Annotated in this window: 22 protein-coding genes; 4 read left to right on the top strand and 18 right to left on the bottom strand. The window is 66.8% G+C overall.

What is annotated here, in order from left to right:
• Positions 1 to 386 precede the first annotated feature (386 nt).
• Positions 387 to 845 carry an HNH endonuclease gene (locus tag LY44_RS12765; protein WP_223230665.1) on the top strand — a complete coding sequence of 153 codons (459 nt, stop codon included), beginning with the start codon at positions 387 to 389 and terminating at the stop codon, positions 843 to 845.
• A 78-nt stretch (positions 846 to 923) separates the two neighbouring features.
• Here LY44_RS12765 and LY44_RS12760 read toward each other — a convergent pair whose 3' ends face one another.
• From LY44_RS12760 to LY44_RS12685, 16 genes are all read right to left on the bottom strand, one after another.
• A complete protein-coding gene (locus LY44_RS12760) occupies positions 924 to 1,976 on the bottom strand; it encodes a response regulator (protein ID WP_055212833.1) in 1,053 nt (350 codons plus the stop codon).
• 8 nt (positions 1,977 to 1,984) lie between these two features.
• Positions 1,985 to 3,325: a sensor histidine kinase gene (locus tag LY44_RS12755; RefSeq protein ID WP_111396026.1), complete on the bottom strand. Its 1,341-nt coding sequence runs from the start codon at positions 3,323 to 3,325 to the stop codon at positions 1,985 to 1,987.
• A gap of 269 nt (positions 3,326 to 3,594) precedes the next feature.
• Positions 3,595 to 4,512, bottom strand: a complete 918-nt coding sequence (locus tag LY44_RS12750) for a glycyl-radical enzyme activating protein (RefSeq protein ID WP_055212832.1) — start codon at positions 4,510 to 4,512, stop codon at positions 3,595 to 3,597.
• Positions 4,513 to 4,538: 26 nt separating this feature from the next.
• Positions 4,539 to 4,838, bottom strand: coding sequence for a BMC domain-containing protein (locus tag LY44_RS12745; RefSeq protein WP_055212831.1), 300 nt, complete (start codon positions 4,836 to 4,838; stop codon positions 4,539 to 4,541).
• Between the two features lie 22 nt (positions 4,839 to 4,860).
• The gene (locus LY44_RS12740; protein WP_055212830.1) at positions 4,861 to 6,462 is read right to left on the bottom strand and encodes an aldehyde dehydrogenase family protein; all 1,602 of its coding nucleotides are present in this window, start codon (positions 6,460 to 6,462) and stop codon (positions 4,861 to 4,863) included.
• Entirely contained in the window at positions 6,459 to 6,932 is a 474-nt protein-coding gene (locus LY44_RS12735) for a GlcG/HbpS family heme-binding protein (protein ID WP_055212829.1), read from the bottom strand. The genes LY44_RS12740 and LY44_RS12735 overlap by 4 nt, the downstream gene beginning before the upstream one ends.
• 3 nt (positions 6,933 to 6,935) lie before the next feature.
• Complete coding sequence (locus LY44_RS12730; protein ID WP_055212828.1) at positions 6,936 to 7,217, bottom strand: EutN/CcmL family microcompartment protein; 282 nt, start codon at positions 7,215 to 7,217, stop codon at positions 6,936 to 6,938.
• A gap of 8 nt (positions 7,218 to 7,225) precedes the next feature.
• Positions 7,226 to 7,927, bottom strand: a complete 702-nt coding sequence (locus tag LY44_RS12725; RefSeq protein ID WP_055212827.1) for a hypothetical protein — start codon at positions 7,925 to 7,927, stop codon at positions 7,226 to 7,228.
• Complete coding sequence (eutJ, locus tag LY44_RS12720; protein ID WP_055212826.1) at positions 7,927 to 8,763, bottom strand: ethanolamine utilization protein EutJ; 837 nt, start codon at positions 8,761 to 8,763, stop codon at positions 7,927 to 7,929. Before eutJ ends, LY44_RS12725 begins: the two co-directional genes overlap by 1 nt.
• 9 nt (positions 8,764 to 8,772) lie before the next feature.
• Entirely contained in the window at positions 8,773 to 9,420 is a 648-nt protein-coding gene (locus LY44_RS12715) for a phosphate propanoyltransferase (RefSeq protein WP_055212825.1), read from the bottom strand.
• An 18-nt stretch (positions 9,421 to 9,438) separates the two neighbouring features.
• Positions 9,439 to 9,978 (bottom strand): BMC domain-containing protein, encoded by a 540-nt coding sequence (locus tag LY44_RS18575; protein WP_055212824.1) that lies wholly within the window; start codon positions 9,976 to 9,978, stop codon positions 9,439 to 9,441.
• Positions 9,979 to 9,996: 18 nt separating this feature from the next.
• Positions 9,997 to 10,821 carry a propanediol utilization microcompartment protein PduB gene (gene pduB, locus LY44_RS12705; protein ID WP_055212823.1) on the bottom strand — a complete coding sequence of 275 codons (825 nt, stop codon included), beginning with the start codon at positions 10,819 to 10,821 and terminating at the stop codon, positions 9,997 to 9,999.
• A gap of 28 nt (positions 10,822 to 10,849) precedes the next feature.
• On the bottom strand, positions 10,850 to 11,134 hold the full coding sequence (gene pduA / locus LY44_RS12700) for a propanediol utilization microcompartment protein PduA (protein ID WP_055212822.1): 285 nt from the start codon (positions 11,132 to 11,134) through the stop codon (positions 10,850 to 10,852).
• A gap of 89 nt (positions 11,135 to 11,223) precedes the next feature.
• Positions 11,224 to 12,363 carry a 1-propanol dehydrogenase PduQ gene (locus LY44_RS12695; protein ID WP_055212821.1) on the bottom strand — a complete coding sequence of 380 codons (1,140 nt, stop codon included), beginning with the start codon at positions 12,361 to 12,363 and terminating at the stop codon, positions 11,224 to 11,226.
• Positions 12,364 to 12,475: 112 nt separating this feature from the next.
• Entirely contained in the window at positions 12,476 to 14,998 is a 2,523-nt protein-coding gene (locus tag LY44_RS12690; RefSeq protein ID WP_055212820.1) for a glycyl radical protein, read from the bottom strand.
• A gap of 57 nt (positions 14,999 to 15,055) precedes the next feature.
• On the bottom strand, positions 15,056 to 15,646 hold the full coding sequence (locus LY44_RS12685) for a DJ-1/PfpI family protein (RefSeq protein ID WP_055212819.1): 591 nt from the start codon (positions 15,644 to 15,646) through the stop codon (positions 15,056 to 15,058).
• Positions 15,647 to 16,277: 631 nt separating this feature from the next.
• Here LY44_RS12685 and LY44_RS12680 point away from each other — a divergent pair.
• From LY44_RS12680 to LY44_RS12670, 3 genes are all read left to right on the top strand, one after another.
• The gene (locus tag LY44_RS12680) at positions 16,278 to 17,189 is read left to right on the top strand and encodes a hypothetical protein (protein WP_055212818.1); all 912 of its coding nucleotides are present in this window, start codon (positions 16,278 to 16,280) and stop codon (positions 17,187 to 17,189) included.
• 112 nt (positions 17,190 to 17,301) lie between these two features.
• On the top strand, positions 17,302 to 18,546 hold the full coding sequence (locus LY44_RS12675; RefSeq protein ID WP_055212817.1) for an acetate/propionate family kinase: 1,245 nt from the start codon (positions 17,302 to 17,304) through the stop codon (positions 18,544 to 18,546).
• A 226-nt stretch (positions 18,547 to 18,772) separates the two neighbouring features.
• On the top strand, positions 18,773 to 19,579 hold the full coding sequence (locus tag LY44_RS12670) for a sulfotransferase family protein (protein ID WP_055212816.1): 807 nt from the start codon (positions 18,773 to 18,775) through the stop codon (positions 19,577 to 19,579).
• On the opposite strand, the gene LY44_RS12665 is transcribed toward LY44_RS12670, so the two are convergent.
• Positions 19,555 to 20,415: a sulfotransferase gene (locus LY44_RS12665; RefSeq protein ID WP_055212815.1), complete on the bottom strand. Its 861-nt coding sequence runs from the start codon at positions 20,413 to 20,415 to the stop codon at positions 19,555 to 19,557. The two genes, LY44_RS12670 and LY44_RS12665, sit on opposite strands and share 25 nt — an antisense overlap.
• Positions 20,412 to 21,332, bottom strand: a complete 921-nt coding sequence (locus LY44_RS12660) for a glycosyltransferase (RefSeq protein ID WP_055212814.1) — start codon at positions 21,330 to 21,332, stop codon at positions 20,412 to 20,414. Before LY44_RS12660 ends, LY44_RS12665 begins: the two co-directional genes overlap by 4 nt.
• Positions 21,333 to 21,416 lie beyond the last annotated feature (84 nt).

Below are 21,416 nucleotides of genomic sequence, written 5' to 3'. Positions count from 1 at the left end.
TAGTAGAGCTGTGGCAGAGGCGGGGGCTTCTCCGCCGCGCTGCCCGCTCGGAACAGGCGGGGAAGGACGATGTGCGGATCGGATCGAGGGGGTAAAAGGCTGCGGGCCTGCAGGGACCGGCGCAACCGGGTGTCGGCCGACGGTGGCTTTGCCTGCCCGCCGCATCCGGGCAGTATCACCCCCGTGACGCTTGTCTCTTCCTGTCGGCCCTTGCGAAAGCGCGTGTATCCCACGCGCTTTTTTCTTTGCCTGCAGGGCCTTGCCGAAAGGAGGCGGGGATGAATGCGGCGATCGGAAATCTGCGCACGCTGGTGTTGAACGCCGACATGCAGCCCTTGTCCTAGGCGCCGCTGTCCGCCTGGAGCTGGCAGCAGGGGCTGGTCGCGGTGCTGCAGGAACGCGTCATCCAGGTGAAGACCTACGAGGGGCTGCGGGTCTCCTCGGCCAACCAGAGCTTCGAGATCCCGGCGGTGGTGGCGCTCAAGACCTATCGGCGACGCAAGAAAGTGCCCTACACGCGGTTCAACGTGTTCTTGCGCGACGAATTCCGCTGCCAGTATTGCGGCAAGCGGTTTTCGGCCTCGGAGCTGACCTTCGATCACGTGATTCCGCGGGCGCGGTCGGGCGGCAGCCGCTGGACCAACATCGTCACCGCCTGCGGCCCGGACAATCTGCGCAAGGGCTGCCGGACCCCGAAAGAGGCCGGGATGCGGCTGTTGCGGGCCCCTTTCGAGCCCAGCCCGCGCCAGCTGGACGACATCGCGCGACGGCTGCCGATGGCCAAGGAGGGGCTGCACCAGACCTGGCTCGACTTCCTTTACTGGGACAGCGAGCTGGAGGAATGATCGCCGCCGGTGGCGACCCGGCTGTGAAAACTGCGGTTGCGTCCACGGCGATCTGTCCGGGGCGCGGACGGGGGGCGCTCAGATCCCGCCCGGACGGCTGGCGCGGCGGAATTCCGAGGGCGAGACGCCGACCTCTTTCTTGAACGCCTTGCAGAAGTAATTCGCGTCCTGATAGGCCAGATCCAGCGCCACATTCAGGATCGGCAGGCTTGATCCCGACAGCAATTCCTTGGCCCGCGCGATCCGGCGCTCCTTCACATAGGCGATGAAGGTCCGGTCCATCTGCCGATGGAACAACCGGCTGAGATAGCAGGCGCTGACATGGGCCTGCTCGGCCGCGTCTTCAAGCGTCACCGACTTGTGCAGGTTGCGCTCGATATAGTTGCGCACCGTTTCGATCCGCGCCGCCGCGCCCGCGCCGGTCTCCTCGCCCGGATCGAAAAGCAGATCGGTGATGTCGCCGAAGAGTTCCTGCAGCTTGTAGCTGTCGCGCGGATCGAGCCGTTGCGTCGCCAGCGCCTCGATCCGGCGGGCAAGCGGCGCGGGCAGGCTGCGGCCTCTGCCGTCGATCAGATCGGCCAGCAGCTGCGCCAGATCGAGCACCGCCTGCCGGGCGGGCTTGTCGCGATGGCCATGCAGCGCCTCGATCTGCCGCCGCACCAGCGCCAGACCGTCGCGATAGGCATGGGCGGCGACCATCCGGCCCAGCTCGGTGCGCAGATCCGGGGCGGGTTCCGGCGCGGGCGGGACAGCGACGGGCGCGGCCGTCCGCAGACAGTCGGTGACGGATTTCAGCAGCGCCTCGGTCCGCACCGGCTTGAGCAGGAAGCCGTCGGCGCGCAGCTGGATCGCCGCCTGCATGATCTCGAAATGATCATAGGCGGTGATGATCAGGACCTTGGTCGGCGCCGCGCGGTTGCGCAGAAGTTCAAGGATTTCAAGCCCGTCCGGGCGCGGAATCCGGATGTCGAGCAGCATCAGGTCGATCTTGCGGCTGTCGATCAGACGCAAAGCCTCGGCGCCGTTCTTCGCCTCGCCCACCACATTGACCCCGGGCAGGTTGCGCTCCAGGATCGTGCGCAGCGCCCGGCGTTCCAGTTCTTCATCCTCGACGATGGCAATATCGAACATCGGCAACCTCAGAACGCGCAGGGGTCGAAATCGATCGGCAGCCGCAGCCGCACAAGCGTGCCGCGGCCCTGCCGGAACGGGCTGACGATTTCAAGCCCGTGGCTGTCGCCGAAATATTGCCGCATCCGGCTGTGGATGTTGTGCAGCCCGATGCTTTTGCGCCCGCCATGATCGGCCTCGCCGCGCAGGACATCGTGACGGCGTTCGGCGCTGATGCCCGGGCCGTTGTCGAGCACGTCCAAAATCACGTCACCGCCGTCGCGATAGAGCGAAATCTCGATCAGACCGCCGCTTTCCATCGGCTCGACTGCATAGTTGATGCAGTTTTCCACCAGCGGATGCAGCACCATGAAGGGGCACAGGACGCGGTCGAATGCCTCGGGCGCATCGAGCGTGAAATCGAACCGGTCGCCCATCCGCAGCTTGAGCAGGTAAAGATAGTTGCGCACGTGATCGACCTCGGTGCGCAGCGGCACGAATTGCGAGCCCGACCGCTTGAGCAGATAGCGCATCATGTCGGCAAAGGCATGCACCGTGGTTTCCGTCTCGGGCGCGCCCTCGACCAGCGCCAGACGGCCGATGGTGTTGAGCACGTTGAACAGGAAATGCGGGTTCACCTGATAGGAGAGCGCCTGCAACTCGGCTTCGCGCAACAGCCGTTCGAGTTCGGCGCGGCGTTGCGATTCCGCGGCCAGACGCAGGTTTTTCGCGTAAAGCTCCTGCGTCACGCCCTGCGAATAGCTTTCCTCGACGATATGCGAGGCGATGGTGAAGAGCGAAAACGCCGCCGAGCGCAGCCGGTCGAAGCTGATCTCGCCGATCTGCGCATGCAGGGACAAAAGCGCGGGATCCTCGCTCCAGGAGCCCTCGGCGGGGAAGATGTTCGACAGATCGACGATGCGCGGATGCCCGCCCGGCGCCAGCTTCACCTGACCGCAGATCACCGCGCCCAGATATTCGCCGCGCAGATTGATCGGCGCGGCGAAATCGACCAGCTGGCAGTGACATTTGTAGATCGCGGGTTCGCCCGTCGACAGCGCCGTGCGCCCGCCCACCGCATCGCAGTGAAAGCAGCGCTCGCGCCAGTCGGGGCGGCTTCGCACCGCCTCGCAGAAGGGCGAAAACCCCGAGGGTTTCGTCACCGGCGCCCCCTCGGGATCGACGATGACCATCGCCACGCCGACGGCGGCGCTGAAATTGTCCTGCACCTTCTGCAGCATCTCGGTGCTCATCAGATCGACAAGCTTGCGCCGCCGCGCGGCCTTGAATTCCGTCGTCTCCGGCACCGGGCGCTGGCCCGGGCCGATCAGAACCTCGACGGACTGCCCGAAAGGCGTCTTGCTTCCCATGCCAACCCCTCTGCATCGCGCGCGACAAGACGGGTGGACATCCCCGGCGCCAACGAGAGCCCAGCCCGACGCTGGTCTCTGCCCGGGGGTCGGGCGGAAATTGCCCAAGGCCCCCGGCGTGCAGGGAAATGCCGACTCGCTCGTCGCTCCTGCCGAGCCTTAACGCAGTCGGACGGGGGAAAACCTGATCTGGCGCAAATCCCCCCGCCCTTCCCGGCCTCGTGACAAGTTACCGCACCATAAGGATTTTTTCGCCTTTCGGTTGCGCCTCAGCCGCCGATCACGCAGCGCAGCCCCTCGGCCTCGACCAGCGTTTTCAAGGGCATCACCGCCTCGGGCTTCAGATCGGGCAGCGCCCCCATCGGACAGGTCCGGCCGAGCAGGCGATACTTGTTCTCGCCAAAGCTGTGATAGGGCAGCAGATGCACCGTATCGACGCCCGGCATCAGCTTGGCAAAGCGGGCAATCGCGGTGATCGCGGCGGGGCTGTCGTTCACCCCGGGCACCACCGGCACCCGCACCACCGCCCGCGTCAGCGAAGCCGCGATCAGCGCATTTTCCAGGATCAGCCGGTTGTCGACGCCGGTATGCGCCTGATGCACCGCCGGATCGATCGATTTCAGATCCATCAGCAGGTGATCGACATGCGGGATCACCTCGCGGATCACCTCGCGCGGGGCGCAGCCCGTGGTTTCCATCGCGGTGTTCCAGCCCTGTTCGTGGCAGGCCATCAGCAGCTGTTTCGCGAAAGCCGCCTGCAACAGCGGTTCCCCCCCCGACAGCGTCACCCCCCCGCCCGAGCGGCGGTAGTGGATCGCATCCTTGCGCAGCTCCTGCATCACCTCGGCCACGCGCATCCTGCGGCCCGCGCGCTTGAGCGCCTCGGTCGGGCAGACCTTGGTGCAGTCGCCGCAGCGGATGCATTTCGCCCGGTCGACAAAGCCCGGATTGTCACGCGACAGCGCCCCCACCGGACAGACCGGCACGCATTTGCCGCAGCCGATGCAGGCCGAGGCGCGGAAGAACAGATCCGGTTCGGTCGATTGCGATTCCGGGTTCGAACACCAGCGGCACGACAGCGGGCAGCCCTTGAGGAAGACGATGGTCCGCACCCCGGGCCCGTCATGGATCGAATAGCGCTGGATGTCGAAGACCGTGCCTTCGGCGGTGAAATCGATGTCGGACATGGGGTATTCCTTTCGTGGCAGCGGGCCTAGAAGCCGGAGCCCTGCGCGGCAATCGCATCCATCGCGGCGCGGACCGAGGCAGTCTCGCCCAGCACGGCCAGCGTCGTCGTCGTCTGCGGGCAGGTGCCGGACAGCTCGACCGTCATCACATGGGCGGATTTGCCCGCGATATCAGCGAAATAGAAAAGGTCGGGGACACTTGCCTGCACGAAGCCGATCGCCGAGACCCGGTTTTCCTCGATCCATTTGCGCACCCCCGGCGCGACGCGGCGGGCGAGCATCTCCAGAAGATCGGGGGCGGGGGCGTTGATGATGCGGATTTGCATGGCAAGTGTCCTTTTCGGGGTCTCAGCGCACGTTCAGCGCTTCGACCATCACGCATTTGCGGCGGCGGGCGAAGGAGCGGGGAGAGGTCAGCCCCTCGCCCGTCGGCCCGGCAATGGTGAAGGTGGCATAGCCCTCGCCGCCGACACCAAGCCCGGCATAAGAGGGCCCGTTCTTCACGAAGATCGTGGTCTGGATCAGCTTCGCCATCTTCGTCAGCTTGCGCACATTGGTCGAATGCATGATCGCGGTATGGCGGTTGCCGTGTTCCAATTCGACTGCCAGATCAATGGCTTCGTCGACGCATGCCACCCGCACCAGCGGCAGGATCGGCATCATCAGCTCTTCCTGAACGAAGGGGTGATCCTTGCCGGTCTCGATCAGGATGATCCGGGTTTCCGGCGCGGCGGTGATGCCGATCTTGTCGAGCAGCCAGACCGCCGATTTGCCGACGCAGCCCGTTTGCGGCCCGCCCTTGTCGGTCAGCACGAGCTTCTCCAGCGCGGCGATCTGCACCGGGTCGGTCAGCCGATGCGCGCCGTTGCGGACCAGCTCGGCGGTCAGGAAATCGGCGATTTCCGCCACTGCGATCAGTTCCTTTTCCGCCACGCAGGGCATGTTGTTGTCAAAGGAACAGCCGTTGACGATGTCCTGCGCCGCTTTCGGAATGTCGGCGGTTTCGTCAACCACCACCGGCGGGTTGCCCGCCCCCGCCCCGATCGCCTTCTTGCCCGAGGACAGCACCGTCTTCACGATCGCCGGGCCGCCCGTCGCCACCAGCATCCGCACCTTCGGATGCGCCATCATCGCAGTGGTGTTCTCGATCGAGGGGGCCTGCACGGTCACGACAAGGTTCGCAGGCGCGCCGAGCGCCGCCAGCTTGCGGTTGATCAGCTTGATCGCCAGCAGGCTGACGCCGCGCGCGCGCGGATGGGGGCTGAAGACCACCGCATTGCCCGCGGCCAGCATGCCGATCGCGTTGCAGATGATCGTCTCGGTCGGGTTCGTCGTCGGCGTGATCGCCCCGATGACGCCATAGGCGGAAAGCTCGACCAGCGTCAGCCCGTCATCGCCGCTTTGCGCCTCGGTGGTCAGGTCTTCGATGCCGGGGGTCTTTTCCGCCGCCAGCCGGTTCTTGATGATCTTGTGCGCGACATTGCCCATGCCGGTCTGCTCGACCGCGAGACGCGAGATCCGCTCCAGCAGCGCGGGGTTCAGAAAGACCTCGCGGATGCCGTCGATGAAGCGCTTGCGCGCCGACATGGTGCAGAACAGATATTGCCGCTGCGCCTCGGCCGCGGCCTCGATGGCCGCATCCATCGTGGCGAAGATGCCGTCGCCCAGGGTTTCGGACTGATCGTCGGGGATCGAGAGGCAGTTTGCCGGCGCGGTGCAGCTGCCCGCCTTGCAGCAGGAGCAGTTTTTTTCGCCCAGCGCGCGCGTCAGGATGCCGCCGATGATGTCGTCGATCGGATCGGCGGGCTTCGGGGCCTCCCAGACACAGCCCTGCGTGCCGGGTTTTGCCAGATCCGTCAGGGCCTTGGCCACCGTCGCTTGCACGTCTTTCGGGGCGGTGTAGCCGCTCAAAACGCGGGCCACGGCGTCTTCGATATCGCTGTCTTTCATTGTCCTTGTCCTTCGTTCGGGGCCGCGCCCCAATGTGCCGCAATCGCCTTTCGCGCGATCTGCATGTCTTCTTCGACGCTGCCGCCGCTGATGCCGATGGCGCCCAGCACCGCCGCCCCCGCCCGGATCGGCAGGCCGCCGCCAAAGGGGACGATCGGCCCGCCCGCGGGGCCAAGCCCCGCCAGCATGCCGCCCGCGGCGGTCAGGGCCCCCAGCGCGTCGGTGCCCATCCGATAGGCCGCCGCCGTCCAGGCCTTGGCCGGGGCCAGCGTGACCGCGGCGGGCAGCGCCCCCTCCATCCGGTGAAAGAGCAGCGCCGTGCCCGCGCCGTCGCAAAAGGCGATGCAAACCGGAACGCCGAGCCGCCGCGCCTCAAGCTCGGCCACCGCCGCCATCCGGGTGACGTCGCACAGCCGCAGCGGGCGGCGGGCGGCCAATTCGGTCCAAAGGATCGTGTCGATCAGCGCCATGGCTCAGCCCCCCGCCCGGTCGTGGCATTCGACGGTATCGACGATGCCGACGATACTGGCGTCGACCACCGATTGGCCCAGCATCCCCGCCAGCCGCCCGGCGCTGCCGGTGGTGACGATCACCGTCTCGCCATCGCCCGCGCCGACGGTATCGACGGCGATCTGCGTCTCGCCCTCGGTCCGCAGCCGGGCGTCAAGGCGGATGACGATCAGCAGTTTCGCCCCCGACAGGCTTTGATCCTTGGTGGTGGCGACGACACGGCCGATGACTTTTGCCAGATACATGATCGCTCCTAACCTCTTGAAATCGCGATGCCGCGGGCGGCAAGAATGTCTTGCGCAGCGGGCGTCAGCAGGACGGCCCGGCCCAGCCGGAGGGTGGCGCCGGTCACGGCCCGGGCGTCCCGGGCGCCGAAGATGCCGCTGTCCCGCGTGGCGGGGGGCTTTGCGGCCCCTGCGCCCTCGACGGACGCCGCCAAGTTCGCGGCCCAGCCCAGCTCCACCCCCTGCGCGGCAAGCGCCGCAAGATGGTCGCGCATCAGCGCGCGCCGCGCCTCGGTCGCGGGCACAAGGCCGCGGGCCAGACGATCCCGCGCCGCGGGGCAGACGCCATCGCGGGCGGCGACGATGCGACGGCCACGCTCCAGCGCCTCGGTCAAGATCTGCGAGAGCGGATCATCGGCAATCCCCTGCGCCAGTTTCGCCGCCAGCGAAAGGCTGAGCGCAGGCACCAGCACCAGCGCGGATCGCGCAAGGCTCACCGGCGCCGCAGCCTCGGGCCAGTCGAGCCGCGCGGCCAGATCCTCGCGCAGCGCGGCCTCGGCGGTCCATTCGAAACTCCAGCCCGCCTTGGCCAGGGTGGAGAGGCTGCGCAGAGCCGCCTCGAGCCCCAGATCGGTTGCCCCAAAGACCAAGAGCCCGCGGCGGCGGCGCGCCCTCAGCTCGGCCACGATCCGGTCGGACAGCAGGTCGATCAGGATGCGGTCAAGGTCCATCACAGCCCCCCCTGCGGATAAAGCGCGATGCCAAGCGGCGTCACCAGAAGCGGCTCGGCCGGTTTCAGCACCCGCCGCCCCAGATGCGCGGCAAAGACCGGGGCGAAATCGGCAAAGGAACAGGCCCCGCCGACGACATGCACCGTTTCGACCTCGGGAAAACGGGTCAGCACGGCCGCGACGATGGACGCCATCTTGTCCACCACCGGACGGACCAGCGAAAACACCTCGCGCGCCTGCGCGGGATCAAGTTTCATCGCCTCGGCATCGGCCAGCGAGAGCCGCAGCGCCCCGGCCAGAACCAGCGTCATATGGGTGCCCCCCGTCGCCTCGTCGACCGAGGCCAGCACCTTGCCGCCCTTCAGCACCGAAATCCCGGTGGTGCCGCCGCCGACATCGACCACGGCGCCCTCGGTCACGCCCAGCAGCCGCGCGGCGGCCAGCGGCTCGTCTAGGATCTCGACCAGCTCGAACTCGGCCGCCTCGATCACATTGCCGATGGCCTTGGCATTGCCGGGCAGGATGCCGGGGGGGATGGCCGTCGCGGCCCGGGTCAGGCGCTGGCCCAGCCGGGTTTCCAGCGCGGCCTTCATCGCCCGCACCATCCGCACCGTCGCCGGGTAATCAACGACGATCCCGTCGCGGATCCCGCCCGAGCGTTGCGACAGCCCCGCCACCGGACGGCCCGCCGCATCGACGACGGCCAGCACCAGATTCGCCGTGCCCAGATCGACGCCGACGCGCAGCGGGCCCTGCGCCCGCGCCTCGGGCGGCAGGCAATCGCCTTGCCGCACCAGGGCGGCGAAGTCGTGCAGGATGGCGTCGATGCCGGACATGATGACCCCTCAGACCTTCCGCAGCCGCACGAGCGCGTCATTCGTCAACCCGAAGGCATTGGCCTCCTCGACGTCGATGTGCATCTCGGTCGCGGACACTTCGTCAGAGCGGATCGCGACATGATGCATGACGCCGCCGCGCGGGCCGGAAACGACGACATCGACGCTGTCGCCGGTCTTCACCCCCAGCCGCACGGCATCTTCGGGGCGCATGTGGATGTGGCGCAGCGCGACGATGACGCCGCTGTCTTTCGTCACCGATCCGGCGGGGCCGATGACGGTCAGCCCGGCCGAGCCGTCAAGCTTGCCCGACATCCGCATCGGCGGCTTGATGCCCAAAGTGAAGCCGTCGGCGACCGAGATCTCGATCTGCGTTTCCTTGCGCAAGGGCCCCAGCACCCGGACCTTGCCGATCTCGCCTTTCGGGCCGCGCAGGGTGACGGTTTCGGTGGCGGCATATTGGCCAGGCTGTTTCATCGCCTTCATCCGGGTCAGGCTCGATCCGGGGCCGAAAAGCGCATCCATGTCGGGCCGCGACAGGTGAACATGCCGGTTCGAGACGCCGACGGGGACAAGCGCGGGGTCAGTCTCGGCTGCGGCGGCGCCTTGGGCCAGAAGCTCGGCGAGGATGCGGTCGATCAGCGAATGCAGGAACATGATCGGGGTCTTTCGCTCTTAGCGGCCCTTCGGCCCTTTGGGACGGGTCAGCCGATAGGGCACGGGCGGCGGTTCGGGGGTGGGATCGGGCGCCGGTTCGGGCACAGGTTCAGGAACGGTCTCGGGCACGGTCTCGGGCACGGTCTCGGGGGCCGGTTCGGCGCCGGACGCCTCGGAGGGGGAAGCGTCCGGCGGGGTCGGCACCGGCTCGGCGGGCGCCTCCTCCTGCGGCGGCACGGGGACGGGATCCTGCGCCCCGGCCCGTCCGCAGCCGACCGTCTCGGCGCTGTCGATCAGCCGGATCAGTCCGGCGGCGGGACGTGCGATGACCCGGGTCGCAACGACCCGTCCGACGCGCCCCGCCGCCATCTCCGCGGCGGCGACGGCGGCCTTGACGGCCCCCACGTCGCCGCGAAGCTTGACCACCGTCATGCCGTCGCCCTTGGCAAATTCGTAGCCCACCAGCGTGACATTGGCCGATTTCACCGCGGCATCCGCGGCCGTGACCGCCGCCGCCAGACCGAGCGTCTCGATCAGCCCAAGGCTTTGTTCCGACATGACGATGTCCTTTCAGTCTCAGATGTAGGGTTTCGTCGAGGAGACGATTTCCGCGCCATCAAGGGTGGAGAGCAGCTGCTTGCCCACCTCCCGCGCCGCGATGATCGACTGCCGCACCGCGCCCGAGTCGCCGGTGAACATGAAGATCACCTCGTTCGAGTGGCTGGTCCCGCCGTTGCCGGGCGAGGCATAGCCCACCGGCACAACCGTCGCGGCCTTGGCGGCGGTATCGGCCATCAGCACGCCGATGGCGGCGGGGCTGCCGACGGTGATGCCGAAGGCCTGGCCCAGCGGCGCCCCGAAGGCCTTGTGCAGCGCGTGGCTGGCGCGGGCGGTATATTGGAACTCCAGATGCCCCGCGGGCGTGCCATAGACATCGCCGAAGGTGCGGTTGAGCTCCGAGAGCGTCACCTCGACGGCGCGGCGGGCGTCGGACACGTCCTCGGCGCCGAACAGGATCAGCGAGCCGTGCCCGCCGCCGCCCTCGGTGTCGCGCGGCAGTTCGATCAGCACCACTTCGCTGTTGGTCGCCTTCACCGCCTCGTCGGCGGCGAAGATATGCGGCCCGGCCCCGGTGCGCGCGCCGACGATGCCGATCGAACGGTATTTCCGGTCGATGTTCATCTTTTCATGCAGCAGCGGATCGACGTTCGCGATCACAAGGCCCACGGTGTGGCCGATCGCCGTGCCGACGAATTCGGTCAGGTTGCAGGCCTTCGGCGCGGCTTTCGCGGCGGGCTTTTCGGCAGGCTTTTCGGCGGCGGCGGGGGCTTCGGCGGCGGGGGCAGAGCCCATCTTCCGCATCACCTCGTCCATCAGTTTTTCGACAAGATCGTCTTTCATCGTCGATCCTCCTTTTCGCGATCAGGGCTCAGACGGCTTTCGGCGCCGGCAGGATTTTTTCGACTTCGGTGTGCGGGCGCGGGATCACATGGACCGAGACGACCGAGCCGACCTTTTCGGCGGCCACGGCCCCGGCATCGGTGGCGGCCTTGACCGCGCCGACGTCGCCGCGCACCATCACGGTGACCAGACCCGAGCCGATCTTTTCATAGCCGACCATGGTGACATTGGCCGATTTGACCATCGCATCGGCGGCTTCGATCGCGGCGACCAGACCTTTGGTCTCGACCATTCCGAGAGCTTCCTGTTGCATGACTTTCTCCTTGCCTTCCGGCGTTCAAGATGTTGGTTCGATTGGGGAAACGGGTATCTTCGTGCTGCTTTGCCAGTCTGCCCCCCTGCTCAGCCCCCGGCCCGGTCCAGCAGCATTTCCAGATCTGCCAGCGCGGGACGGCGCGGGTTTCCCGCGGTGCAGGCATCCGCAAAGGCGGCTGCCGCAAGGTCGGGGATCGCCCGACGATAGTCCTCGATCGCGACGCCAAGGCCGCGCAGCGAGGAAGGGATGCCGAAGCGCGCATTCAGCGCCTCGATCGCCCGGATCAGCGCGACGACGCCCGCCCGCGTGCCCGGCACGTCAAGCCCCACCCGGGCGGCGATGCGGGCATAGCGGCCCGCGGTCTCGCGGCAGCCGGGCGCGTCGTCCGACAGACCGGCGTTCCAGGCGATGACATGGGGCAGCAGCACCGCGTTGATGCGGCCATGCACCAGATGCAGTCGGCCGCCGATCGCATGGGCCAGCCCGTGGTTGAGGCCCAGCCCCGCCTCGGTGAAGGCCATGCCCGCAAGGCACGAGGCCTGATGCATCGCATCGCGGGCGGCCAGATCGTTGCCGTTCTCATAAGCCTTGGGCAGCGCTGCAAAAGCCAGTTCGAGCGCCTTTTCGGCAAAAGCGTCGGTGAAGTTCGAGGCGCCGCGCGCCACCACCGCCTCGATCGCATGGGTGATCACATCCATGCCGGTATCGGCGGTCACTTTCGGCGGCGCGGTGCGCACGAATTCCGGGTCAAGGATCGCCACATCGGGGATCAGGTCCTTGGAAATCAGCGGGAATTTCCGGTTGTTGGCGGGGTCCGAGATCACCGCGAAGGCGGTGACCTCGGAGCCGGTGCCGCTGGTCGTCGGGATCGCGACCAGACGGATCGGATGGCTGGGGTCGATGCCGCGCACCACCGCCAGGATGGCTTTCGCCGCGTCGATGGGCGAGCCGCCGCCCAGCGCCAGCACGACATCGGGGCGGAATTCGGCGAACAGGCGGGCACCTGCGGAAACGGTGGCCAGGGGTGGCTCGGGGATGGCTTCGGCGAAGATCTCAACCGTGCAGCCGTCGAGATGCGCCAGAACGCGATCAAGCGGACCCGAGCGGGCCATGAAGTCATCGGTCACAATGCCGACGCGCTGGCCGCGATAGGCCTGCAGGCGCTCCAGCAGCCCGTCGCCGAAGACGATTTCGGTCCGCGGAGAGAAACTTTGATAGCGGGTCATCGGAACACCTGTCGGTGAGGGGTGAAAGGGCCCGGTCGGGCTGACGCGAGGCGGGAGGAGACGGCCCGCCCGACCGGGAGGCTGGCCCCGCGTTGCCGCGGGACCGGCGGTGTCAGAAGGCCTGTTCGGTGCGGCTGATGATGTCGTCCTGCACCTCTTTCGCGAGGACGACGAACTGCGCCGAATAGCCCGCCACCCGGACCACGAGGTCACGATAGTCCTCGGGGTTTTTCTGTGCTTTCAGAAGGGTTTCGCGGTCGATCACGTTGAACTGCACATGCATGCCCTTGTGATCGAAGTAAGACCGCACCAGCGCGGCGAAGTTCTGCAACCCGGCGTCCCCTGCCAGAGCGGAGGGCAGGAATTTCTGGTTGTAGAGCGTGCCGTTCGAGGCGATGAAGTGGTCGAGTTTCGCCACCGAATTCGCCGCCGCGGTCGGGCCGAGCCGGTCCTTGCCCTGCCGCGGCGAGACGCCATCGGCGAGCGGCAGTTTCGCCGGGCGGCCGTCGGGCAGCGCGCCCACGTCCTTGCCGAACAGCACGTTCGCCGAGACCGGATAGATCCCCGCCTGGAACTGGCCCCCGCGCGGGTTGGTGTATTTTTCCACTTCCTTGCAGTAGATCTGCGCGCATTTCCGGGCGATCAGGTCGACATCGTCATTGTCGTTACCGAAGGCATCAGCACTGTCGAGCAGGCGGCGGATGCCGTCATATTTCGACGAAGCCGCAGGCGCCGCGCCGGTCGAAAGCGTGCGATAGAACTCGTCCTTGAGCGCGGCGACATCAAGGCTGGCATTCGCGGCCAGCACTTTCTTCACCGCTTCGTAGATCTGGCTTTCACTCATCTCGGCGGGCGCATTGGCCCCGGTGCCCAGACCGAAGTTCGCGTCGAGCGCTTCCTTCAGCTCGGCCATCGTCAGCTTCTTGTCGTCCCAGACGAATTTCTTCATCGCATAGACCGAGTCGCCGGTGTCGGCGACGCCGAAGGCCTGCGGGCCGGTGAAGTTGTAGATCGCGCCGCCTTCCTGCACCGACTTGCCGCGGCCCATGCAGTCATCGACCATCGCCGAGAGGAACGGCAGCGGCGCCCGTTCGGCATGGGCGATGTCGACACAATTGTCGGCCTCGGCCAGGTATTTGACAAAGAACGACATCTGCCCGGTGAAGGCGGTGTAGAAATCGTCGATCGATTTCCAGTCGCGCGGATCGCCGGTGATCGGGCCCAGCTGGATGTCGCCGACCTTGCCGTTGTCGAGGGTGATTTCCAGCACCTTCGCCACGTTGAAGAAGGCGGCGTCGTGCCAGCCCTCGGTCCGGTGAATCGCCTGCGGTTCGACGCAGCCGACGATGCCGTAATCGCGGGCGTCAGACAGCGAAACACCGCGGTTTTGCAGCGAGGGGATGATCACCTCGTCGTTGTAGACGGCGGGAACGCCAAGCCCCAGACGCACGACCTCGGCGGCACGGTGCAGGAAGTCATCCGGCGTGCCCTGCCAGACCCGGATCGAGAAGGACGGCGCGGGCAGACGCACATGGGCCACGGCTTCCATGCACATGTAGGACACGTCGTTCGTCGCATCGAGCCCGTCTTCGGTCTGGCCGCCGACGCAGAGGTTCTGGAACACCGCATAGCCGGCAAAGGCTTGCGCCGAGACCTCGTCGCGGGTCTTGTTGACGTCGTTGAGCTTGATCCAGATGCAGTCGATCAGTTCCTGGGCAAAGTCGCGGCTGATCGCGGTATCGGCCTTCAGGAACGGATACATGTATTGGTCGAAGCGGCCGGGCGAAATCGAATGGCCCGAGGATTCGATCTGCAGCATGCATTGCACGAACCACATCGTCTGGCAGGCTTCCCAGAAGCTCGTGGCGCCATGTTCCGGCACGCGGCGGCAGTTCTTGGCGATCTGTTCCAGCTCGGCCTTGCGGGTCGGGTTGGAGCAGGCCCGCGCCAGTTCCTCGGCCTTGTCGGCATAGCGGTTGGCAAAACCGATCGCGGCGGTGTAGGCGATGATGACGGCGGTGTAGAACTGCTGTTTCTTGATCGTGTCGGGGTCGCGTTCGTCCAGCACTTCGCGGCGTTTGATCGCCTCGATGATGACGCCGCGGAAGCCGGTTTTCAGGATCTTGCCATAGTCGACGCAGACATGGCCGACGCCGCCGTAGAAATAGTTGCCCACCGTGAAGACGCCGTTGGCGATGCAATCCTTCGCCTTTTTCGACATGTAGGAGGCGGCAAGATCGGCGGTGGTGCGGCCGGGCCAGTATTTGAACGCCTCATGCAGAGCGGCGGCGGTTTCCTTGGGGATTTCGAACGGGTCGGCGACGCGGGTCGCCATGGTGTCGAATTCCTTTTCCACCCAGTCGAAGCTGAATTCGGGGCAGATCTCGGTCGAGCGCGGGTTGACGGTGATCGAGCCGACCACGAGTTCATCGTCGCGGATGGTGATCGGCAGTTCGGCGAAGATCTTTTCCACCACCCTGGCGCGGCGCAGGATCGGCGACAGGCCCTCGGTCGCCTTGTAGGCTTCGGTGGCCAGCACGGCGCGCTCGGCCTCGACATGGGGCCGGGCATTCAGGATCTGGTTCTTCAGCCGCGTGATGCGGTCGGTCGGTTTGGTGAAGCCCTTCTCAATCATTCTATCCTCCAGGCGGTGGAGGCGTCTCGGCGGGGTCTGGTCCCGCCGGGACGCCGGTCAGTTCAGGATGTCGGGGTCGATGAGCGAAACGAACGCGCGCATCAGTGTCGGATGCCCGGGCCAGGCCGGTGCGGTCGCAAGATTGCCGTCGATCACGGTGTGCTCCGGCGCGGTTGCGACGAAGTGGGCCCCTGCCGCCGTCACTTCCGGTTCGACGGCCGGACAGGCCGTCAACCGACGTCCGCGCACCACGTCGGCGGCGGTCAGGAGCTGCGCGCCATGGCAGATCGCGGCCACCGGCCGGTTCTCCGTCATGAAGGCCCGCACGATGGCCAGAACCTGCGCATCCAGTCGCAGGTATTCGCAGGCACGGCCACCGGCGAGATAGAGACCGGCATGGTCCTCGGGGCTGACAGTGGCGAAGCTTGCCGTCAGCGCGAAACGATGGCCGGGTTTTTCCGAATAGGTCTGATCGCCCTCGAACTCATGGATCGCGGTGCGGATCGTCTCGCCCTTGCGCTTGCCGGGGCAGACGGCCTCGACGGTGAAGCCCAGCATGCTCAGCGCCTGAAACGGCACCATCACTTCATAATCTTCAGAGTAATCTCCGACGATCATCAGGATTTTGTTTTGGCGGGGGCGTTTCATCTGCTTTTCCTGGGCTGCCGTTTTCGGCGTCTGGGAAATGAATAGTCCCGGAAAGCCAAAAGGGTCAACGCGAGCACCTTGACCACAAAGGGGAATATCTTGCCCTGCCCTTTTGCGCTGCGGCTTTCCCCTGAAAATACGGGGATTTTGTCGCCGCCGCCGGATCGCGCACAGCCGCGCGGGACAAGAAAAGACAGAGACCGGGTGTTTTCTTGTCCTGCCCCGGACAAGTCCCGACTGCTTCCAGCGCAGCCCCGGCGGGGCGAAATCGCGGGAAACCGCCCGCGCCTTTGGCAAATTTACATTACATTACAAGGCACTGAACGTCGAAGCGACTCGGGCAAAGCGGAAATTGCAAGAAACTACCCGCGAAGGCCAAGCCGCTCGCGTTGACCCGCAAGCCCCCGCGGCGGTAATTTCAGCGCCAATCGACCGCCCGCGTCGGAAAGAAACTCGCGCCACTCCGACAGGAATTCGCGCATCGGAAAGCGATTTTCCGATGCCCTGTTTCTATACGCGCATTTTCCGCGACCGGTCGTTTTCGCGGTCCTCCGGCCGCGCCCTATAAAACCGCATCAAGACCCCGGACATACTCCAGTCGGATCCGCCCGGAATATACAAGGAGACCAGAATGACACTGCTTGGTTTGCTCGTCGCTTTCGGCGGCGGAATATTCGGCGCCGCGATCGGCGCCCTGCCCGCCTTCGCCTTCGTCGGCTTCCTGACGATGATCGGCGTCGCGATCCAGCTCGCCATCGGCGCGGGCACGACCGATTTCTTCGGCATCCCCTTTGGCGCCTTCGGCCCGCATACCGGCGGCTTTGCGGCAGGCGTCGCGGCGGCGGCCTATGCGGCGAAAAAGGGCAAGCTTGACAGCGGGCGCAACATCGTCACCGCGGGGATGGGGCTGAACGCGCCCGACGTGCTTTTGGTGGGCGGCATCTTCGGGCTGATCGGCTATGTGATCTTCTGGGCGCTGCAATTCGTGCCCTCCTTTGGCCCCGGCCTTGCCTTTTCCGACCTGCCCGCCGTCGGCGTGGTGATCTCGGCTTTCCTCGCGCGGTTTCTGTGGGGGACTTGCGGCTTTTGCGGCAAGGCCGATCCGGGCCGCGGCTTCTTCCAGCCGACCGACGCGACGAAATGGCTGGTGTTCCAGTCAAGCCCGGCGCAGATCGCGGTGATCGGCCTTGGCGGCGGCTTGCTGGGCGCCTGGCTGGGCGTCACCCATGGCGTGCCGGGCGCGCTGCTGGCCTTCGGCATCGCCGCCTCGTCGCTGTTTTTCCTGACGCTTGGCGTGCTGATCCCGGTCACCCACCACATCATGCTGCCCGCCGCCCTTGCGGGCGTGGCCTCGGGCTCGGTGATCTGGGGCGCGGTCATCGGCATCCTCTCGGCCTTCCTGGGCGAGTTCTTTGCCCGCGCCTTCCTGTGCCACGGCGACACCCATGTCGATCCGCCCGCCTGCGCCATCGCCGTGATGACCTTTGCCATCAACCTTCTGACCGCGGTGGGCTTCTGGACGCTTGCCCCCCTGCCGGTCTGATCCGGGGGCGGACCCTTCCCCCGCCCCCGCAACGGCGGTGCGACATCCCCCGTCGCACCGCCGATTTCCCGGCGGCCCCCCGGGGCTGCCCTGCACCCAAGGACAACCGACCATGATCCTGACCATCAACTGCGGCAGCTCCAGCCTGAAATACCAACTCCATGCCCCCGATCTGAGCCATGTGATCGCCTCGGGGCTGATCGCCCGCATCGGCGAGCCCGAGGGCACGACCGATCACTGGGTCGGCCACCGCGGCGAGCATCACCGCCGCGCCATTCCCGATCACCGCGCCGCCTTCGCGCTGATGATGGAGAACCTCACGAACCCCGAATATGAGGTGATCGAATGCCCCGGCGCGATCACCGCCATCGGGCACCGCGCCGTGCATGGCGGGGCGATCTTCTTCGGCTCGGTGCTGGTCGATGACGCGGTGATGGCGGCGCTGCGCGCTTGCGCGACCTTTGCGCCGCTGCACAATCCCTGCAACATCATCGGCATCGAGGAGGCGCAGCGGATGTTCCCCGGCGTGCCGAATGTCGTCGTTTTCGACACCGCCTTTCACCAGACCATTCCCGAACGCGCCCATCTTTACGCCCTGCCCTATGAGCTGACGCGAAAGCACGGCATCCGCCGCTACGGCTTTCACGGCACCTCCTGCCGCTATGTCTCGCGCAGCGCCGCCGAGCTGCTGAACCGTCCGCTTGACAGCCTGTCGATGGTGGTCTGCCATCTGGGCAACGGTGTCACGCTCGATGCGGTCAAGGGCGGGCAGTCGATCGACACCTCGATCGGGTTTGGCACCTTCGGCGGCGTGCCGATGGGCACCCGCAGCGGCGATTTCGACCCGGCGATCATCTTTCATCTGCTGCGCGAGGCCGGGCTGAGCCTGACCGAGGTCGAGGACATCTGCTACACCAAAAGCGGCCTGCTTGGCCTGTCGGGGCTGTCGAACGACATGCGCGAGGTGATGGCGGCGGCCGATGCGGGCAATGCGCGCTGCCAGCTGGCGATCGAGGTCTTCGTCTATCAGATCCGCAAGATGATCGGCGCCTATGCGGCGGCGATGGGCGGGATCGACGCGCTCGTCTTCACCGCGGGCATCGGCGAGAACAGCGCCCGGGTGCGCGCGATGATCTGCGAGGATCTGGGGTTTCTCGGCGTCTCGATCGATGCGCGGGCGAATGCGATCGCGCGCGACGGCCATCCGAACATCAGCGCGGCGGGGGCACGGGTGGCGACGCTGGTCGTGCCGACGGACGAGGAACGGATGATCGCGCTCGACACCGCAGCCTTGACGGCGGGCCTGTCGGCGGCGCAGCCGGGGCAAGGCCTGCCCTTCGCGCTGGCCGCACAATGAGGCGAAGGCCAGAGGGGCCTGCGGGAAGCGCTCCTCTGGCCCGGAGGCGCCCTTGCCACCCCGGGGGCGCGCGGGCGGCAGCGGATCGGAGGGCTTGAGTTTTGCGCGGGCCTCGGTCAATCTCGGCGGGTCAAGGGCCGGGCCTGTCCGTCTTTCGACCCCGCTGCCACGACGGATCCGGAAAGGCCCTCTCGGATTGACTGAACAAGAAGACCCGCAAGATCGCATGTTGGCGCCGCTCGGCGAACCGCTTCCGGGCGCGGCGCGGCGTGTCGATTTCTTCATCGTCGGCGTGCAAAAGGGCGGCACGACGGCGCTTGACAGCATGTTGCGGCGCCACCCGGCCGTGCAGATGGCCCGCCGCAAGGAGGCGCATTTCTTCGACGACGAGCGCCTTGACTGGAGCCGACCGGATCCCGCGGGCCTGCATGATCTGTTCGACTGGTCGGCCAGGACGGTCCGGCGCGGCGAGGCGACGCCGATCTACATCTATTGGCCGCAGGCGATCGAGCGGCTGGCCGCCTACAATCCGCACGCCCGGCTGGTGATCTGCCTGCGCCATCCCGCCTTTCGCGCCCATTCGCACTGGCGGATGGTGACCACGTGGCAAAAGGAAGACCTGCCGTTCTGCCGGGCGATCCGCGAGGGCCGTGCCCGGGTCGCACAGGGGCCGGAGGACGATCGGCGCCTCTTTTCCTATGTCGAACGCGGCTTTTATGCGGCGCAGATCGCCCGGCTGCTGACGCATTTTCCCCGCCGGCAGCTGCTGTTCCTGCGCACCGACCGGCTTTGGTCGCAGACCGAAACCGAGCTGGCGCGGCTGCTTGATTTCCTGCAGCTGCCACAGGCGCGGATCGCGCTGGCAGATTACATCGTGCCCGTCGTCTCGACCGAAGCGACGCCGATGGCGGCGGCGGATCATGCCTATCTCTGCCGCCTTTACGAGGGCGATATCCGCGCGACCAGCCAGATCACCGGGCTTGACCTCGAGGATTGGCTTGACCCCGGCTACGCCGAGCCGATGGGCGGCTGATCGGCCCGCGCCAGCGCCTCGACCTCGGCGCGGTCATAAAGGGACCAGCAGGGCGAGTCCCGCTCCAGCAGCCGTGCGGCGATTTCTTGCGCCGCGGGATCGCTGCGCAGGCCCAGCCGGTTGCGCGACTGCAGCGGCTCGCACAGCCCCGCCGCCGCGGGCGCCAGCGCCGCAAGCGCCGCGCCGCCGGAGCGGATGATCTCCTCGTAGCGGATCGTCCGCCCGGGCAGGAACCGGCGATACTGCGCAAAACAGAAATCAAGCAGCAGGAATTGCCGTTGCAACAGGTCCGGTTCCGCCGCGATCGCCGCCGCAAGCCTTGCATCGACCCGCTCGGCGGCGGGCATGCGCCCCTCGGTCACCGGCATCTGCGCCGTGCGCCAGGACAGCAGAACCGCCAGCGGATTGCGGATGATGCCAAAGCAGCGAAACTGCGGCGTCAGCTCCGGCAGCGCCGCGGTGAAAAAGGCGTTCTGTTTGACGAAAAGGCGGAAATCGGCGCGATCGACATTCCTGACGATGATTTCCATGCCGTTCAGCACGCGCTTGCGGCGACCCTGGGCATCGGCATCGGCCATCGGATTGCTGGGCACCGTCCCGTGCCAGGCCTTGCTGGTCGCGGTGCCGCTGGTCAGGATCTGCCCGCGCTGCGCGGCGCAGAACTGCCGCAGCGCGGCCCCCAGCGCCTCGGGCTCCAGCCCGACCAGCGTCGCGGGGTCGATCGGCTCGTGCAGCGCCACGCAGTTCGCCAGCTTGTTCAGCAGATGGCAGGTCAGGGTCGTGCCCGAGCGCGGCAGCCCGGTGATCAGGATGTCCCCTGCAGGGTCGGTCGTCATTGTGGTCCGATATGTCGAAGAAGGTCGAGGAAGGCCGCCCGTTCGGTGCGGATATCATGCATCTTGCTGATCTCTCTTGCCCTCTGGCGCAGGGCTTGCGCAAGCCCCGGACTGCGGCTGGCCTCTGCCACCGCCTGCGCCAGCGGCGCAAGCGCGGCGGGCGGCATCAGCGCCGTCTCCCCGTCGATGCAGAACGACCGGTTGCCGCCGCAATCGGGGCAGATCACCACCCGGCCCAGCGCCATGGCTTCCAGCGCGGGCAGATAGAACCCCTCCTCGGCAAAGGGCAGCAGCAGCGCGATCGGCGCCCCGGCCATCCGGGCCAGATAGTCCTGCCGCGGCAGCGGCTCGATCTGCAGATCGACCCGGTAGCCCTCGGCCTGCAGCCGCGCCGCCAGCGCCCTTGCCAGCTGCGGCTGTTTCGCGCCGCCAAGGAAGAGGTCGGCGCTGGCGGCCGCGGTGCCCTCGGGCAGCAGATCGAAATCGATGCCGTTCGGGATGACATGGATCGGACCGTTGCAGATCCCCGTCGCCCGCAGCGCCTCGGCCACCGCGGGGCTGACGCAGATGCGGGTGGCGGGGCGGGACAGAAAGCCGAAATGCGGCGTTTCCGGCCGGGCGTGGCGCAGCCCCTGCACCAGATTGACCACCGGGATCCGCTCCTCGATGCCCGGATGCGCGGCCAGCGCCGTCCAGTCGGTTCCGGCCAGAAAAAGGATGTCCGCGCCTTCGGGATCGTAGCGATCGACAAGGCCCGGATCGCCCTGCCAGGGCGAGGCGGGCGCCGAAGCCGGGTCCAGAAAGATCTCGGCGCGATGGCGATCCGAGGACCGGACGTGCTGGAAATAGTCCCAGACTTTCAGATGCCCCCCCGAGAAGGCGCTGTAATCACGATAAAAAAGCACACGCAGCGGCATGAAGACGACCTTGGCGGAGGAAAGGCTTCCGGGGCCTTGCCCTCTTCGCATGGACGGCGGACAGCGTCAATCGCGCCCGGGATC

It is taken from the genome of Rhodobacter capsulatus, from assembly GCF_003254295.1.
Classification (GTDB): Bacteria; Pseudomonadota; Alphaproteobacteria; order Rhodobacterales; family Rhodobacteraceae; genus Rhodobacter; species Rhodobacter capsulatus.
The sequence above is the reverse complement of the archived record's forward strand: the minus strand, read 5'-3'. Positions and strand labels throughout refer to the sequence as shown.

Excerpts from the sequence above, each read along its gene's own strand:
- LY44_RS12760 (WP_055212833.1), bottom strand. The coding sequence starts at position 1,976 with ATGTTCGATATTGCCATCGTCGAGGATGAAGAACTGGAACGCCGGGCG.
- LY44_RS12755 (WP_111396026.1), bottom strand. The coding sequence starts at position 3,325 with ATGGGAAGCAAGACGCCTTTCGGGCAGTCCGTCGAGGTTCTGATCGGC.
- LY44_RS12750 (WP_055212832.1), bottom strand. The coding sequence starts at position 4,512 with ATGTCCGACATCGATTTCACCGCCGAAGGCACGGTCTTCGACATCCAG.
- LY44_RS12745 (WP_055212831.1), bottom strand. The coding sequence starts at position 4,838 with ATGCAAATCCGCATCATCAACGCCCCCGCCCCCGATCTTCTGGAGATG.
- LY44_RS12740 (WP_055212830.1), bottom strand. The coding sequence starts at position 6,462 with ATGAAAGACAGCGATATCGAAGACGCCGTGGCCCGCGTTTTGAGCGGC.
- LY44_RS12735 (WP_055212829.1), bottom strand. The coding sequence starts at position 6,932 with ATGGCGCTGATCGACACGATCCTTTGGACCGAATTGGCCGCCCGCCGC.
- LY44_RS12730 (WP_055212828.1), bottom strand. The coding sequence starts at position 7,217 with ATGTATCTGGCAAAAGTCATCGGCCGTGTCGTCGCCACCACCAAGGAT.
- LY44_RS12725 (WP_055212827.1), bottom strand. The coding sequence starts at position 7,927 with ATGGACCTTGACCGCATCCTGATCGACCTGCTGTCCGACCGGATCGTG.
- eutJ (WP_055212826.1), bottom strand. The coding sequence starts at position 8,763 with ATGTCCGGCATCGACGCCATCCTGCACGACTTCGCCGCCCTGGTGCGG.
- LY44_RS12715 (WP_055212825.1), bottom strand. The coding sequence starts at position 9,420 with ATGTTCCTGCATTCGCTGATCGACCGCATCCTCGCCGAGCTTCTGGCC.
- LY44_RS18575 (WP_055212824.1), bottom strand. The coding sequence starts at position 9,978 with ATGTCGGAACAAAGCCTTGGGCTGATCGAGACGCTCGGTCTGGCGGCG.
- pduB (WP_055212823.1), bottom strand. The coding sequence starts at position 10,821 with ATGAAAGACGATCTTGTCGAAAAACTGATGGACGAGGTGATGCGGAAG.
- pduA (WP_055212822.1), bottom strand. The coding sequence starts at position 11,134 with ATGCAACAGGAAGCTCTCGGAATGGTCGAGACCAAAGGTCTGGTCGCC.
- LY44_RS12695 (WP_055212821.1), bottom strand. The coding sequence starts at position 12,363 with ATGACCCGCTATCAAAGTTTCTCTCCGCGGACCGAAATCGTCTTCGGC.
- LY44_RS12690 (WP_055212820.1), bottom strand. The coding sequence starts at position 14,998 with ATGATTGAGAAGGGCTTCACCAAACCGACCGACCGCATCACGCGGCTG.
- LY44_RS12685 (WP_055212819.1), bottom strand. The coding sequence starts at position 15,646 with ATGAAACGCCCCCGCCAAAACAAAATCCTGATGATCGTCGGAGATTAC.
- LY44_RS12680 (WP_055212818.1), top strand. The coding sequence starts at position 16,278 with ATGACACTGCTTGGTTTGCTCGTCGCTTTCGGCGGCGGAATATTCGGC.
- LY44_RS12675 (WP_055212817.1), top strand. The coding sequence starts at position 17,302 with ATGATCCTGACCATCAACTGCGGCAGCTCCAGCCTGAAATACCAACTC.
- LY44_RS12670 (WP_055212816.1), top strand. The coding sequence starts at position 18,773 with ATGTTGGCGCCGCTCGGCGAACCGCTTCCGGGCGCGGCGCGGCGTGTC.
- LY44_RS12665 (WP_055212815.1), bottom strand. The coding sequence starts at position 20,415 with ATGACGACCGACCCTGCAGGGGACATCCTGATCACCGGGCTGCCGCGC.
- LY44_RS12660 (WP_055212814.1), bottom strand. The coding sequence starts at position 21,332 with ATGCCGCTGCGTGTGCTTTTTTATCGTGATTACAGCGCCTTCTCGGGG.